The sequence below is a fragment of the Streptomyces albospinus genome (genome assembly GCF_014648695.1).
Lineage (GTDB): Bacteria > Actinomycetota > Actinomycetes > Streptomycetales > Streptomycetaceae > Streptomyces > Streptomyces albospinus.
Window position 1 is genome coordinate 1 of record NZ_BMRP01000084.1, and the last position, 13,788, is coordinate 13,788.

14 protein-coding genes are annotated in these 13,788 nt (G+C 71.8%); 4 read left to right on the top strand and 10 right to left on the bottom strand.

What is annotated here, in order from left to right; all coding sequences use genetic code 11:
- Window positions 1–211: 211 nt before the first annotated feature.
- Both IEZ17_RS40120 and IEZ17_RS40125 read right to left on the bottom strand, forming a co-directional pair.
- Entirely contained in the window at window positions 212–1,042 is an 831-nt protein-coding gene (locus IEZ17_RS40120; RefSeq protein WP_229853091.1) for an ABC transporter permease, read from the bottom strand.
- Complete coding sequence (locus IEZ17_RS40125) at window positions 1,039–1,821, bottom strand: ABC transporter ATP-binding protein (RefSeq protein ID WP_189308572.1); 783 nt, start codon at window positions 1,819–1,821, stop codon at window positions 1,039–1,041. The genes IEZ17_RS40120 and IEZ17_RS40125 overlap by 4 nt, the downstream gene beginning before the upstream one ends.
- A 186-nt stretch (window positions 1,822–2,007) precedes the next feature.
- Here IEZ17_RS40125 and IEZ17_RS40130 point away from each other — a divergent pair, with 186 nt between their 5' ends.
- A complete protein-coding gene (locus IEZ17_RS40130; protein ID WP_189308573.1) occupies window positions 2,008–3,615 on the top strand; it encodes an alpha/beta hydrolase in 1,608 nt (535 codons plus the stop codon).
- A gap of 113 nt (window positions 3,616–3,728) precedes the next feature.
- On the opposite strand, the gene IEZ17_RS40135 is transcribed toward IEZ17_RS40130, so the two are convergent.
- A complete protein-coding gene (locus IEZ17_RS40135; RefSeq protein ID WP_189308585.1) occupies window positions 3,729–4,559 on the bottom strand; it encodes a TIGR02452 family protein in 831 nt (276 codons plus the stop codon).
- 101 nt (window positions 4,560–4,660) lie between these two features.
- Window positions 4,661–5,377, bottom strand: coding sequence for a lysophospholipid acyltransferase family protein (locus IEZ17_RS40140; RefSeq protein ID WP_189308574.1), 717 nt, complete (start codon window positions 5,375–5,377; stop codon window positions 4,661–4,663).
- A 310-nt stretch (window positions 5,378–5,687) separates the two neighbouring features.
- On the opposite strand from IEZ17_RS40140, the gene IEZ17_RS40145 reads away from it, so the two are divergent.
- Window positions 5,688–6,098: an SSI family serine proteinase inhibitor gene (locus tag IEZ17_RS40145; RefSeq protein ID WP_189308575.1), complete on the top strand. Its 411-nt coding sequence runs from the start codon at window positions 5,688–5,690 to the stop codon at window positions 6,096–6,098.
- A gap of 25 nt (window positions 6,099–6,123) precedes the next feature.
- On the opposite strand, the gene IEZ17_RS40150 is transcribed toward IEZ17_RS40145, so the two are convergent.
- From IEZ17_RS40150 to IEZ17_RS40170, 5 genes are all read right to left on the bottom strand, one after another.
- Window positions 6,124–6,282, bottom strand: coding sequence for a hypothetical protein (locus IEZ17_RS40150; RefSeq protein ID WP_189308576.1), 159 nt, complete (start codon window positions 6,280–6,282; stop codon window positions 6,124–6,126).
- Between the two features lie 125 nt (window positions 6,283–6,407).
- Window positions 6,408–7,367, bottom strand: coding sequence for a cytochrome c oxidase assembly protein (locus IEZ17_RS40155; protein ID WP_189308577.1), 960 nt, complete (start codon window positions 7,365–7,367; stop codon window positions 6,408–6,410).
- A gap of 144 nt (window positions 7,368–7,511) precedes the next feature.
- Complete coding sequence (locus tag IEZ17_RS40160) at window positions 7,512–8,537, bottom strand: 6-phosphofructokinase (RefSeq protein ID WP_189308578.1); 1,026 nt, start codon at window positions 8,535–8,537, stop codon at window positions 7,512–7,514.
- Between the two features lie 198 nt (window positions 8,538–8,735).
- Entirely contained in the window at window positions 8,736–9,467 is a 732-nt protein-coding gene (locus IEZ17_RS40165) for a type 1 glutamine amidotransferase (RefSeq protein WP_189308579.1), read from the bottom strand.
- Between the two features lie 39 nt (window positions 9,468–9,506).
- The gene (locus IEZ17_RS40170; protein WP_189308580.1) at window positions 9,507–10,745 is read right to left on the bottom strand and encodes a MurT ligase domain-containing protein; all 1,239 of its coding nucleotides are present in this window, start codon (window positions 10,743–10,745) and stop codon (window positions 9,507–9,509) included.
- 186 nt (window positions 10,746–10,931) lie between these two features.
- Here IEZ17_RS40170 and def point away from each other — a divergent pair, with 186 nt between their 5' ends.
- Window positions 10,932–11,486, top strand: a complete 555-nt coding sequence (gene def / locus IEZ17_RS40175; RefSeq protein WP_189308581.1) for a peptide deformylase — start codon at window positions 10,932–10,934, stop codon at window positions 11,484–11,486.
- Window positions 11,487–11,550: 64 nt separating this feature from the next.
- Here def and IEZ17_RS40180 read toward each other — a convergent pair whose 3' ends face one another.
- Complete coding sequence (locus IEZ17_RS40180) at window positions 11,551–12,228, bottom strand: TetR/AcrR family transcriptional regulator (RefSeq protein ID WP_189308582.1); 678 nt, start codon at window positions 12,226–12,228, stop codon at window positions 11,551–11,553.
- Window positions 12,229–12,441: 213 nt separating this feature from the next.
- Here IEZ17_RS40180 and IEZ17_RS40185 point away from each other — a divergent pair, with 213 nt between their 5' ends.
- On the top strand, window positions 12,442–13,668 hold the full coding sequence (locus IEZ17_RS40185; protein ID WP_189308583.1) for an acyl-CoA dehydrogenase family protein: 1,227 nt from the start codon (window positions 12,442–12,444) through the stop codon (window positions 13,666–13,668).
- Window positions 13,669–13,788: the final 120 nt, after the last annotated feature.

The window sequence follows — 13,788 nt, forward strand, 5'->3', positions numbered from 1 at the left end:
CTGCGCGATATAGAGCGGGGCGAACAGGGTGGAGGGGACGTGGGCGACCCGCACCGTGGGCCCGCCGGCCGCGCCGCCCGTACCGTCGCCTGTGCAGCCGGCGGCGAGCAGGGCGAGGACGGCGAGCAGGACCGGCAGGGCCGCCCGGGCGGGCAGGAGGGTACGGGGCATGGGGGAGGGGATCCTTTCGGCAGGCATCGGTCGGTCCCGGCTAACGCGAGCGCCAGGGCATCGCCCGGCGCCCGGCCAGCGTCACCGCGGCGGAGAACAGTGAGCCCAGCATGGCGACCGCGACCAGGCCGACATACATCCGGTCGGGCTGGAAGAGCGTCCAGGCGTTCCAGATCAGATGGCCCAGACCGCTCTCGGACGCCACGAACTCGACTGCCACGACCACCACCACACCGAGCCCCGAAGCCGTCCGCAGTCCGGTCAGCACCCCGGGGAGCGCGCCCGGCAGCAGCACGAACCGCAGCAGCCGCAGTCCCGAAGCCCCGTACGAGCGCGCCGATTCCAGCAGCCGGGGATCGATCTGGCGGACGGCGGAGGCGGTGTTGATCTGGAGGACGAAGAAGACGGTGATCGCGACGGCGAGGATCTTGGGGGTGTCGTTCAGGCCGAAGAGGAGCAGCAGCAGCGGCAGGACGGCGATCTTCGGCACGGAGTACAGCGCGGAGAACAGCGGGCCCAGGGCGGCGCCGGCGGTGCGCGAGACGCCCATCACGAACCCGGCCAGCGCACCGGCCGCCGCCCCGATCACGTACCCGGGCACCAGTCGGCCGAGCGTGGCGGCGGTGTCGGCGCCCAGGTCTCCCGACGCGGCCAGCTCGACGCACCGGACCGCGATCCGCGACGGCGGCGGGAACAGCAGCGTGTCGACCAGGCCCGCCATCCCCGCGGCCTGCCAGCCCAGCAGCAGTACGGCCGGTACCGCGATGCCCAGCGCGGCGTACCGCCAGGTCGTCCGCCGGGCCCGGCCGACCACGGCGCGGACGGCCTCGTCGGCGGGGGCGACGGCCCGCGGGCGCGGCGGGGCGGTCACCGGGCGCTCACCGAGAGCTGGTCGCGCAGCCGGTCCCAGATCCGGGCGCGCAGCCGGCCGAACTCCGGACCGTCCTGGATACCGGGATCGCGCGGCCGGGCGAACGGCACCGCGAGCTCCTCGATCACCCGCCCCGGACGGGCCGACATCACCAGCACCCGGTCGCCCAGGAGGAGCGCCTCGTCGAGGGAGTGCGTCACCAGCACCACGGTCTTGCGCTCCTCCTGCCACAGTGCGAGCAGCTGCTCCTGCATCAGCCGCCGGGTCTGCGGATCGAGCGAGCCGAGCGGCTCGTCCATCAGCAGCACCGGGCTGCCGGTGGCGAACGCCCGGGCCAGCGCCAGCCGTTGCCGCATCCCACCGGAGAGTTGATCCGGATACCCGTCCGCGAAATCGGCCAGGTCCATCCGCAGCAGCCAGGCATCCGCGGCCCGTTCGGCCGCCCGCCGCCGGACGCCCGCCATCCGCAGGCCGAATGCGGCGTTGCTGCGTACGGTGAGCCACGGGAGGACGGCGAAGTCCTGGAAGACGAACGCCGCCGGGGGGACCGGCGGCTGCCCCGGCCGCCGTGCGACAGTGCCCGTCGTCGGCTCCACCAGCCCGCCGAGTATCCGCAGCAGGGTGGACTTCCCGCAGCCCGACGGGCCGACGACGCAGACGAATTCGCCTTCCCGGACGGTCAGCGAGACACCGTCCAGGGCCTGCACGGCTCGGCCGTCGGCGGCGAGGAAGAATTTGCCGATGTCCTGCGCGGACACCATGGGGGGCGGCACGGTCATGTCCGGACAGTTACCCGGCGCCACGCCGTGTGACCCACCCGCGCCGCAACCGTGCTAATCCTACGGTCTGGTAAAGAAATTCTGGCCGAATCTGGTCAAGGAGGGGCAGGAGACGAAAGGATCGCCCTGTAACGCTGTGATCACCGCCGCTACTCGCGGCGCACCCTTGCAGGGGGATCCCCACACATGAATCGAACAGCAGCGCTCGGAGCCGCCGGCACCCTGGTGTCCGGCGCGCTCATAGCCGGAGCGATCGCCGCTACGCCCGCCGCCGCGGGCGAGCCGCGGTCCGGCGGATCGGCCGAAGCACGCGGCGTCCAGATCGCCGCCGCCCGCGCCGCCAAGGAAGGCATCAAGTGGCAGGAATGTCCTGCCGCCTGGGGCTTCAAGGCCCCCGTCCAGTGTGGCTATGTCACCGTCCCGGTCGACTACGCCAAGCCCAACGGCCGCACCATCAAGATCGCCGTCGACCGGGCCGTCAACACCGGCGGCCCGCAGAAGCGGCAGGGCTCGCTGGTCTACAACCCGGGCGGCCCCGGCGGTTCGGGCATGCGGTTCCCCAACCGCATCGCCACCAAGAGCCCCCTGTGGCTCAAGACCGCCCAGGCGTACGACTTCGTGGGCTTCGACCCCCGGGGCGTGGGCCACTCCGCACCGATCTCCTGCGAGGACCCGCAGGAGTTCGTCAAGGCGCCCAAGGCCGACCCCGTTCCGGGCGGCGAGGCCGACAAGCTCGCCCAGCGCAAGCTGGCCAAGGAGTACGCCGTCGGCTGCGCCAAGCGCAGCGGCGGCCTGCTGCCGTACATGACGACGCCGAACACCGCCCGCGACCTGGACGTGATCCGCGCCGCGCTCGGTGACAAGAAGCTCAACTACCTCGGCGTCTCCTACGGCACCTACCTGGGCGCCGTCTACGCCACCCTCTTCCCGGACCACGTCCGCCGGATGCTGGTCGACAGCGTCGTCGACCCCGCGCGCGAGAAGATCTGGTACCAGGCCAACCTGGACCAGGACATCGCCTTCGAGACGCGCTGGGGCGACTGGGAGAAGTGGGTCGCCAAGAATGACGCGACCTACCACATCGGGAACACCCCCCAGAAGGTCCAGGCCGCCTGGCAGAAGCTGCGCGCCACCGCGAAGAAGAACCCCATCGGCGGCGTCGTCGGCCCCGCCGAGCTCACCGCCTTCTTCCAGAACGCGCCGTACTACGACTCCTCGTGGGCCGAGGTCGCCCAGGTCTGGAGCGCGTACGTCGCCGGCGACAGCAAGCCGCTGATCGACAAGGCCGGACCGCACCTCGCCGACAAGGCCGGCAACATCTCGGCCGAGAACGGCAACGCCGTCTACACCGCGGTGGAGTGCACCGACACCAAGTGGCCCACCAACTGGCAGAAGTGGGACCGCGACAACACCCGCGTCGACAAGCGGGCACCGTTCATGACCTGGGCCAACGCCTGGATGAACCTGCCCTGCGCCACCTGGCCGGCCAAGCAGCAGACCCCGGTCAACGTGGCGACCGGCAAGGGCCTGCCGCCCGTGCTGATCGTGCAGAGCACCCGTGACGCGGCGACGCCGTACGACGGCGCCGTGGAGCTGCACAAGCGGTTCGCGGGCTCCCGGATGATCACCGAGCGGGGCGCCGGTTCGCACGGCGTCACCGGTCTGGTCAACGCCTGCATCAACAACCGGGTCGACGCGTACTTCCTTGAGGGCAAGACGGACCCCAAGGACGTCACCTGCGGCCCGCACGCCACGCCCGTTCCGGGCAAGCAGGCGGCCAAGTCCGCCGGCTGACACCCACCGGGGGCGGCCGGGAGGAATTCCCGGCCGCCCCCGGCCTGTCCGGCCAAGGGCGGGACCGGCCACCGGTCCCGCCTCGCCGTAGCACGCGGGACGCCCCCCCGGCATCACACCGGAAACGCCGCGCGGAAGGCATCCCTGGTGGGGGAGTCCGCCCGCTGGTCCAGCACGGCGAACACCACCCGCCCGAACCAGCCGGCGAACCGGCCCCCGGGCAGCAGCGGCACCGCGAACGCCCGTGCCACATCGGCCGGTTCATTGCGGAACACGCCGCATCCCCAGGCCCCCAGCACCAGTTGGCGGTACCCGCCGGCCGCCGCCACCTCCAGCACCCGCTCCGCGCGGGCCGCCAGTGCCGCCGGCACCCGGCCCGCCTCGTCCGGCCGCTGCCGGGCGATCACCCCGGCGTTGGGTGCCGCGGACGTCAGGAACCCCGCCTCGTACGGCACTTCGAGCAGCCGGCCGCGGTCGTCGCGGAACACCGGCACACCGGGGGAGAGGATCACCCGGTCGCTGTAGAAAGGACTGCTCGCGGCCCGGTGCGCCGCATAGAACTCCGGCGCCTCGCGCACACAGGTGTACAGCGCCGACCCCCGGCACAGCGCCTCCTCCTGGGCCTGGGCACCGCGGAGATAGCCACCGCCGGGATTGCGCGCCGAGGCGAAATTCAGCACCGCGACCGGGCCGGGCCCCGCGCCTGCCGCGGCCAGCCGCCGGCCGGCCGTCAGACTCCCTTCCCCCGTCACCTCGAACACCGTCCGCAGCCCCGGAGCCGGGCCCGGCACGGCCGCCGCCTCCGGCCCGTACAGCCGGGTCCCGGCCCGCGCCCGCCGGACCGCCTCCGCGATGTCCACCAACCGCCCGCTCGGCGCGCGGTACGCACCCGCCGCGACGATCCGCTCCGTCTCCTGCGCCATCCCGCGCAGCCGGGCGCTCATCGTCGGCACCCCGTTGTCCGTTCGATCATGGAGCTCACCGTACGGTCGGACACCGCGCCCCGCGAACGGATATCCCCATCCGCCGTGCCGTACCCGCGAGTTCAGCTCGCGCTGCCCTGCCCCCGCCGCCCGTGGGCGCGCGCCTGCGCCGCGGCCTTCGCCTCGCCCGCGTACATGTCCACGTACTCCTGGCCGGAGAGCTTCAGGATCGCGTACATGATCTCGTCGGTGACGGCCCGCAGGGCGGTGCGCTCGTCCACCAGGCCCGCGTACCGCGAGAACTCCAGCGGGGCGCCGAACCGGATGGTGATCCGCATTGCGCGCGGCAGCCGCCGCCCGGTCGGCTGTGCCTCGAACGTGCCGATCATCGCGCACGGGATCACCGGGACCCCCGCACGCAGGGCCATCGAGGCGACTCCGGTGCGCCCCTTGTAGAGCCGCCCGTCGTGCGAGCGGGTGCCCTCCGGGTAGATGCCCAGCAGCCGCCCCTTGCGCAGGACGGCCAGCCCCGAGGCGATCGCCGCCTGCGAGGCGTGGCCCCCGGAGCGGTCCACCGGGATCTGCCCGACGCCCCGGAAGAACGCCGCGGTCAGCCGCCCCTTGAGGCCGGGTCCGGTGAAGTACTCGGCCTTCGCCAGGAACGTCACCCGGCGCGGCACGATCGCCGGCATCACGAAGTGGTCGGCGAACGACAGATGGTTGCCCGCGATGATCGCCGCGCCCTCCTCGGGCACATGCTCCAGCCCCTCGATCCGCGGCCGGAACACCAGCCGCAGCAACGGCCCCAGCAGGATGTACTTCAGTACCTGGTAGAACACGGCGGCCCCCTATTCCATCCCGTGGATCACCTGTGCGACTACGTCGTGCCAGGTCACCGGGGATTTCCAGGGCCGCCAGTGTAGGCGCGGATGCCGTCATCCGTAACCGCCCCGGCCCGGATCCGCACCCTACGGCCCAACGGAGCGCCGGGCCGTACGGACGACCGCGCGGCGTGGCCGCTTGCGCACCGGGGCGCGGCGGGGTGGCCTGGGCCTGGGGACGCCGGGCCCGCCGGCCCCGGCGATCGCACCGCAGCGAGGCCACCCTCCCACCGAAGCCCCGATCCCCCGAACGCTCCAGGAGACCCCGATGCCCGTCAGCCGCCGACGCCGTATCTTCCGTGCCGCCGTGACGGTGGGCGTGGCCGCGGCGCTGTGCACCGCACTCGGCACCGCGTCGGGCGCCGCCGCGCACCGGGCCGGCGACGGTCTGTTCCTGTCGGTGTCCGGATCCGACGACACCTGGATCCACGGAGTCCGGCTCACCTGCCCGGACACCCGAGGCAGCCATCCGCACGGGGCCGCCGCCTGCGACGCGCTGGCCTGGGCCCACGGCGACCTGGACGCCCTGCGCGGCGAACCGCACGTCTGCACAAGGGAGTACGACCCGGTCGTCGTCGCCGCGTCCGGCAGCTGGCGCGGCGCGCCCGTGGACTGGCGCAAGGAGTTTCCCAACGCCTGCACGATGGACGCCGCGACCGGCCCGGTCTTCCGCTTCTGACGCCGGTCCCGCTCCCGGACGACGCTCAGACCCGCCGCGCGGTCAGCACGACGACCGTCACCAGCGCCAGCACCACCCACGCGAACCACAGCCAGCCATTGCCGCCGAACACCACGGTGTAGGCGCTCGCCACCACCAGCCCGCACACCGTGCACACGGCCAGCACCCTGGCAGATCCGGGCATATCCGCCACCTCCTCACGGCCGCCCGGGCGCCAATGCCGCGGGCCGCGGCCCCGGGACCATCGTCCCCGGCCGCGGCCCGTGCCGCCAGATGACCTGCGGATCCGGCCTCCGCAGCGGTGCCCGGTCACCGCCCCCGGGCGTTGAGCGAGGCGAGATACGCGTTGTAGTCCGCCAGGTCCCGGTCGCCGTTGCGGTCGGCGGCCCGGTCCGCGCGCTGCGACTGGCGCTTCTCGGACTTGTACCACTGGTAGACCAGCGCGATCAGCACCACCACGGACGGGATCTCGCTGAACGCCCAGGCGATCCCGCCCGCCGCCTGCTGGTCGGCCAGCGCCTCGATCCCCAGCGAGGCCGGCGGGTGCACGAACGTGTCGACCATCGGCTCGGACGCCATCATCAGCGCGATCCCGAAGAACGCGTGGAACGGCATGCCCGCGAACAGCTCCAGCATCCGCATCACATACCCCGGCCGGTGCGGTCCCGGGTCCACGCCCATGATCGGCCAGAAGAAGACCAGACCCACCGCGAGGAAGTGCACCATCATCCCGATGTGCCCGGCCCGGGACTCCATCAGGAAGTCGAACAGCGGGGAGAAGTACAGCGCGTAGAGGCTCGCGATGAACAGCGGGATGGTGAACGCGGGGTGCGTGATGATCCGCATGTAGCGGCTGTGCAGCAGTGCCACCAGGAGCTCGCGCGGCCCCTTGCGGCCCCGCCCGGCGGCCGGCAGCGCACGCAGCGCCAGCGTCACCGGCGCCCCCAGGAGCAGCAGGATCGGGGAGAGCATGCTGACGACCATGTGCTGGACCATGTGCACGCTGAACATCGCCATGCCGTAGTCGTTGAGCTTGGTGCACATCACCAGCGCGACCGTGGCCACGCCCAGCACCCAGGCGACGACCCGGCCCACCGGCCACGCGTCCCCGCGCCGCCGCAGCCGGATCACGGCCCAGCCGTAGAGCGCCAGCCCCAGCAGGCAGCCGACGAGAAAGAACGGATCACCACCGAACTCCAGGCCCCGCCCCAGCGTGAACGGCGGCAGATCCATGTTCATGCCGTCCATGCCGTGCCCGCTGTGATCCATCCGCTCGCTCCTGATTCGTACCGGTACTCCGGCGACAAGCGTAGATGCGCCCCCGGCCGATCCCACGGCCGGGGGCGGTTCGTCCACTGCTGGACTACTACGGGTGGATCGCTGGTTCTGTCCGGGACGGAATCCGCGCGCCCGTCACAGCACGCACTCGGCCTCGTCGTAGCGCTCCGGGGGCACCGTCTTCAGGCTCTCCACGGCCTCGGCCAGCGGCACCAGCGTGATCTCGGTGCCGCGCAGCGCCGTCATCATCCCGAACTCCCCGCGGTGCGCGGCCTCGACGGCGTGCCAGCCGAAGCGGGTGGCCAGCACCCGGTCGTACGCGGTCGGCGTCCCGCCGCGCTGGACATGGCCGAGGATGACCGGACGGGCCTCCTTGCCGAGCCGGTTCTCCAGCTCCAGCGACAGCTGCCGGGCCACACCGGCGAACCGCTCGTGGCCGTACATGTCCGTGCCGCCCACGTCGAACGACATGGTGCCCGGACGCGGCTTGGCGCCCTCGGCGACCACCACGATCGCGAACTTCTTGCCGGCCTCGAACCGCTCGGCGACCCGCGCGGTGAGCTCGTCGATGTCGAACGGCCGCTCCGGCACCACGATCGCGTGCGCGCCTGCCGCCATCCCCGAGTGCAGCGCGATCCAGCCGGTGTGCCGCCCCATCACCTCGACGATCATCACCCGCTGGTGCGACTCGGCGGTGGTCTTGAGCCGGTCCAGCGCCTCGGTCGCCACCCCCACCGCGGTGTCGAAGCCGAAGGTGACGTCGGTGACGGCGATGTCGTTGTCGATGGTCTTCGGTACGCCGACGATCGGCAGCCCGGCGTCCGACAGCAGCCGCGCCGCCTTCAGCGTGCCCTCGCCGCCGATCGGGATGATCGCGTCCAGGCCCAGCTCCGCGACATGGCCGCGGGCCCGCTCGACGCCGTCCCGCAGATGGGCGGGCTGCACCCGCGACGACCCGAGGATGGTGCCGCCGCGCGCCAGGATGCCGCCGACCGCGTCCAGGTCGAGCTTGCGGTAGTCGCACTCCAGCAGGCCCTTCCAGCCGTCGCGGAAGCCGATCACCTCATCACCGTGGTCGGCGGTGGCACGGTGGACGACGGACCGGATGACGGCGTTCAGACCGGGGCAGTCGCCGCCGGAGGTGAGTACACCAATACGCATTGCTCGTAGAACCCTCTGCAACTCAACCGGAGGCCCGGACCCCGTCGTCCGGTTGGAATCCCGCCCAGCCTACAAGCGCACGGCCACCCGGCACAGATACGCCCGCAGTGCGGACGCGCACGCACGAAAACGCGGAACCGGCCGGATACGGACGGTATCGCCCGTATCCGGCCGGTTCCGCGGTGATCGCCGGCCCGCTCAGGCGGTCTGCGCCGTCGCCGCCGCGATCCGCTCCTGGCGCAGCGCCTCGTACCAGGTGTCGTCCGCCGGCGGCAGCGCGTTGACGTCCAGCGCCAGCTTGATCAGCAGATCCGCGATGTGCGGGTTGCGGGCCATCACCGGGCCGTGCATGTACGTCCCGAAGACGGTGTCGTTCCACGCGCCCTCGTAGCCGTCGCCGACCCCGTTGCCGTTGCCGAAGCGCACCTTGGCGAACGGCCGGGCGGTCTGGCCCAGATGCGTCACGCCCTGGTGGTTCTCGAAACCGGTCAGCGGCGGCAGCCCCAACTTCGGGTCGATGTCGGCCAGTACGTCGCCGACGCACCGCTCGCCCTCGCCGCGGGTGCTCACCACGTCCAGCAGCCCCAGGCCCTGCTGCCGCTCACCGAGGTCGTTGATGAACTCGTGGCCCAGGATCTGGTAGCCGGCGCACACCGAGAAGACGATCGCGCCGTTGGAGACCGCGCGGTCCAGACCGCCGTCGCGGATCAGCCGCTCGGCCGCCAGCCGCTGCGGCCGGTCCTCACCGCCGCCGATCAGGTAGATGTCGCCGGAGGTGGGGATCTGCTGGTCGGACCGTACGTCCAGCCGCTGGACGTCCAGACCGCGCTGGCGCGCCCGGCGCTCCACCACCAGTGCGTTGCCCTGGTCGCCGTAGGTGCTCAGCAGGTCCGGGTAGATCCACACCAGGCGCAGGCTGTTGTCACTCATGCTCGCTCGTCCTTGTCCGTCAGGTCGGTGGGACCGCACTCAGTTGCCCACACGGCGGCGCAGGTCCTGGAATGCCGTGTAGTTGGCGATGACCTCGATACGGCCGGGCGGTGCCACCCCCACCGCCTCGTCGAGGCTCTCGCACACCTGGAAGTCGAGCCCGGCGACCTCCAGGCGCACCGCCAGGTCCAGCTTGCGGTCACCCAGCACGAAGATCGGGTGCCCGGCCAGCCGGGTGTAGTCCACGTCCCACAGCCAGGAGGTGTCCGTGCCGTCCGCGCCGCGCGCGTTGACGGACATGATCACCGGGGTCGGCGGCCCGTCGATCAGCGAGAAGGTCTCCAGCCAGCCGGCCGGGTTCTTCGCCAGCAGCAGCCGCAGCTCCCGCTCCATGAAGCCGACCACGTCGTAGCGGCCGGCCACCGCCTGCACGGTGAACATCCGCTCCAGCGCGACCTGCGGCGGCACGCCGAAGGCGGCGGCGACCGCGGCGGAGGTGGTGGCGTTCGCCTTGTTGGCGCGGCCCGGCAGCTGGAGCTTGATCGGCCAGGCGCTGCCGTGCGGGTCGAGCACATGGTCGCCGGAGAGCGCCCAGCTGGGCGTCGGGCGGCGGAAGCCGCACTCGGCGCAGAACCAGTCGTCGCCCGGCCGCTGCATCACACCGCCGCACGAGGGGCAGGACCAGGCGTCGTCCTTCCACTCCTGCCCGGCCGCGACCCAGACCACGTTCGCGGACGACGAGGCCGCCCAGACGATCAGCGGGTCGTCCGCGTTGGCGATGATCAGGGCCTTGGAACCGGTCAGCCCCTCGCGCCAGTGCTCGGCCAGCATCCGGGTCTCCGCGGCGCGGTCGAGCTGGTCCCGCGAGAGGTTCAGCAGCGCTATGGCCTTCGGCGTGACATCACGTGCCACTCCTGCGAGGTACTTCTCGTCGACCTCGATGACGCCGTACTTGGCGTCCGAGCCGCCCGCCAGCGCGGAGGTGATCCCCGCCGGCATGTTGGCGCCGAGCGCGTTGGAGACCACCGGACCGCTGGCCCGCAGCGCCTCGGCGATCAGCCGCGTCGTGGTGGTCTTGCCGTTGGTCGCGGACACCAGGATCACGTCCAGATGCCTGGCCAACGAGGCCAGCAGGTCGGGGTCGAGCTTGAGTGCCACCCGGCCGCCGATCACCGATCCGCTGCCGCGGCCCGCCGCGCGCGACACCGCTGCCGCGGCCTTGCCGGCCGTCACGGCCAGCTTGGCCCGCGGCGACAGAGGCTCCGTGTTGCCTGCCATCGTCCTAGATCCTCCTTGCATCCGGCGCCCTCCTGGCCTCAGGCTGCCGGTGGAACGCCCCCTCCGTGGCCGACGGCCGGCCGGAGGCTTCGGTCGGGGATCAGCCTATCGAGATCCGGCCGCAGGCCCGAACTCCGCCACCTGCGTGACACCATCCGGTACGCCCCGGCCCGTACGCTGGGGCTCATGCGCCACCGCACCATCCCCGGCAGTTCCGGCCGTGTCCGCCCCCTGCGCCTCCTCGGCGACCCCGCCCTCACCGGGCCCTGCGAGGAGGTCACCGCCTTCGACGGCGAGCTGACCGAGCTGATCGAGGACATGTACGCGACAATGTACGCCGCCGAGGGCGTGGGGCTGGCCGCCAACCAGATCGGCGTCCCGCTGCGGGTGTTCGTCTACGACTGCCCGGACGACGAGGACCGCCGTCACCTGGGGCACATCGTCAACCCCCGGCTCGTCGAGGCGGACGGCCCGGTCGTCCGCGGACCCGAGGGCTGCCTCTCCGTGCCGGGTATCGAGGCGGGCACACCGCGACACGACCACGCCGTCGTGGAAGGGCTCAGTGTCACGGGCGAGCCGGTCACCGTGACCGGCACCGGGTTCTTCGCCCGCTGCCTCCAGCACGAGTGCGACCACCTCGAAGGCGGTCTCTACCTCGACCACCTCACCGGGCTCCGGCGCCGCCGGGCGCTGCGCGCGGCGGCCCGGGCCCCGTGGGCGGCGGGGACCGTCCCGGCATAGAGCAGGTCCCCGGTACGCCCGGTACGACATCGGTCCCCGGTACGACACCGGTCCCCGGTGCGGCTCAGAAACCGGGGCCGTTCGCCAGGTCCCGGACGGTGGCCAGCTGGCCCCACAGCAGATCGGTCAGGTGGCGCACCAACTGCTCGCGGGAGCACGGGCGTTCGCGCAGCCACCAGTCCCCGGCGGCGTGCGTCATGCCGACGATGCCGTGGCCCCAGACCCGGGCCCGCTCGGCTCCGTCCGCCCCCAGGTCGAGCCGTTCGGATATCACCGTGGCCAGTTCCTCGCCGAGCCGGCGGAGCAGGGGAGCGGAGTGCCGTCCCACGTCGAAGCCGGACTCCGACGGAATGTCCTCGTCCGCCGGGTGCATCAGGAAGCGGTAGACCTGCGGCCGGGCCTCGATGGCGACCAGATAGGCCTCCAGGGTGGCCTCCACCCGGTCCCGGCGCAGGACCGGGGCGTCCAGTGCGGTCCGCAGGTTGTCCAGCAGGGCGTCGGTGTGCCGCACGGCCAGGGCGCGGTAGAGGCCGCCCTTGTCGCCGAAGTGCCGGTAGAGGATCGGCTTGGTGATACCGGCCTCCGCGGCGATGGCGTTCATCGACGCCCCCGGGCCGTCGCGCAGCACGATGCGCTCGGCGGCCTCCAGGAGTTCCCGCCGTCTGCGCTCGGTCGCGGTCTGCTGCCGGTCGCCCTGTTCGGTGCCGCTGTGCGCGGTGCCGCTGTGCTCTTCGCTGTCCATGGTCGTGCTCCCCACCCTTGTGAATCCGTGGCGCTCGCGCAACGTAACACCCGAACTGCGCAAGGCCCGAACTTCGCGGCCGAATCGGACCGCGCTGCGGATGCCCTGCGGCGCCGGTTGGGTCGCGCCGAGGAGTTGACATTATCTACTGGCGAGTAACAGACTCTTGTTACCGCAAGTAACATCTGGCATGTGTGCACCAGTGGAGGGGACATGGCCGAGTTCACCATGGAGCTCAACGACGAGCAGAAGGAAGTCCGTGACTGGATTCACGGCTTCGCCGCGGATGTCATGCGCCCCGCCGCCGCCGAGTGGGACGAGCGCGAGGAGACCCCCTGGCCCGTCATCCAGGAAGCCGCCAAGATCGGCCTGTACTCCCTCGACTTCTACGCCCAGCAGTTCTTCGACCCCACGGGCCTCGGCATCCCCATGGCCATGGAGGAGCTGTTCTGGGGCGACGCCGGTATCGGCCTGTCCATCGTGGGCACCGGGCTCGCCGCCGTCGGCGTACTGGCCAACGGCACCGAGGAGCAGATCGGCACCTGGGTCCCGCAGATGTACGGCGACGCCGATGACGTCAAGGTCGCCGCCTTCTGCTCCTCCGAACCGGACGCCGGCTCCGACGTCGCCTCGATGCGCACCCGCGCCGTCTACGACGAGGCCAAGGACGAGTGGGTGCTCAACGGCACCAAGACCTGGGCGACCAACGGCGGCATCGCCAACGTCCATGTCGTGGTCGCCGTCGTCGACCCGGAGCTGGGCTCCAAGGGACATGCCTCCTTCATCGTCCCGCCGAACACCCCGGGCCTCTCCCAGGGCCAGAAGTTCAAGAAGCACGGCATCCGCGCCTCGCACACCGCCGAGGTCGTCCTGGAGGACGTCCGGGTGCCCGGCCACTGCCTGCTCGGCGGCAAGGAGAAGCTCGACGAGCGGCTGGCCCGCGCCATTGAGCGCGCCCGGAGCGGCGGGGAGCGCCTGAAGAACGCCGCGATGGCCACCTTCGAGGCGTCCCGCCCGGCCGTCGGCGCCATGGCCGTCGGCACCGCCCGCGCGGCGTACGAGGAGGCGCTGGAGTACGCCAGGACCCGAGAGCAGTTCGGCCGCCCGATCATCGACAACCAGGGCGTGGCCTTCCAGCTGGCCGACATGCGGACCCAGATCGACGCCGCCCGGCTGCTGGTCTGGCGCGCCTCCTGGATGGCGACCACCGGCAAGCCCTTCACCTCCGCCGAGGGCTCCATGTCCAAGCTCTACGCCAGCGAGGTCGCCAAGAAGGTCACCGCCCAGGCCGTCCAGATCCTCGGCGGCAACGGCTTCACCCGCGAATACCCGGTCGAGCGGATGCACCGCGATGCCGCCATCTACACGATCTTCGAAGGCACCAGCGAGATCCAGCGACTGGTGATCTCCCGCACGCTGTCGGGGATGCCGATCCGCTAGCACGGAACCCCTGCTGGACGTTCATAGACCGTCGTGAAAGAAGGAGGGCCCCACTCCACCTCTTCCGTTCTAGTGGTCGTCGCAACACCCCAGCTCAAGGGGTGCGATGGACTTCAAGAT

Coding starts and splice junctions, on each gene's coding strand:
- IEZ17_RS40125 (WP_189308572.1), bottom strand. CDS start 1,821: ATGACCGTGCCGCCCCCCATGGTGTCCGCGCAGGACATCGGCAAATTC.
- IEZ17_RS40130 (WP_189308573.1), top strand. CDS start 2,008: ATGAATCGAACAGCAGCGCTCGGAGCCGCCGGCACCCTGGTGTCCGGC.
- IEZ17_RS40135 (WP_189308585.1), bottom strand. CDS start 4,559: ATGAGCGCCCGGCTGCGCGGGATGGCGCAGGAGACGGAGCGGATCGTC.
- IEZ17_RS40145 (WP_189308575.1), top strand. CDS start 5,688: ATGCCCGTCAGCCGCCGACGCCGTATCTTCCGTGCCGCCGTGACGGTG.
- IEZ17_RS40150 (WP_189308576.1), bottom strand. CDS start 6,282: ATGCCCGGATCTGCCAGGGTGCTGGCCGTGTGCACGGTGTGCGGGCTG.
- IEZ17_RS40155 (WP_189308577.1), bottom strand. CDS start 7,367: ATGGATCACAGCGGGCACGGCATGGACGGCATGAACATGGATCTGCCG.
- IEZ17_RS40160 (WP_189308578.1), bottom strand. CDS start 8,537: ATGCGTATTGGTGTACTCACCTCCGGCGGCGACTGCCCCGGTCTGAAC.
- IEZ17_RS40165 (WP_189308579.1), bottom strand. CDS start 9,467: ATGAGTGACAACAGCCTGCGCCTGGTGTGGATCTACCCGGACCTGCTG.
- IEZ17_RS40170 (WP_189308580.1), bottom strand. CDS start 10,745: ATGGCAGGCAACACGGAGCCTCTGTCGCCGCGGGCCAAGCTGGCCGTG.
- def (WP_189308581.1), top strand. CDS start 10,932: ATGCGCCACCGCACCATCCCCGGCAGTTCCGGCCGTGTCCGCCCCCTG.
- IEZ17_RS40180 (WP_189308582.1), bottom strand. CDS start 12,228: ATGGACAGCGAAGAGCACAGCGGCACCGCGCACAGCGGCACCGAACAG.
- IEZ17_RS40185 (WP_189308583.1), top strand. CDS start 12,442: ATGGCCGAGTTCACCATGGAGCTCAACGACGAGCAGAAGGAAGTCCGT.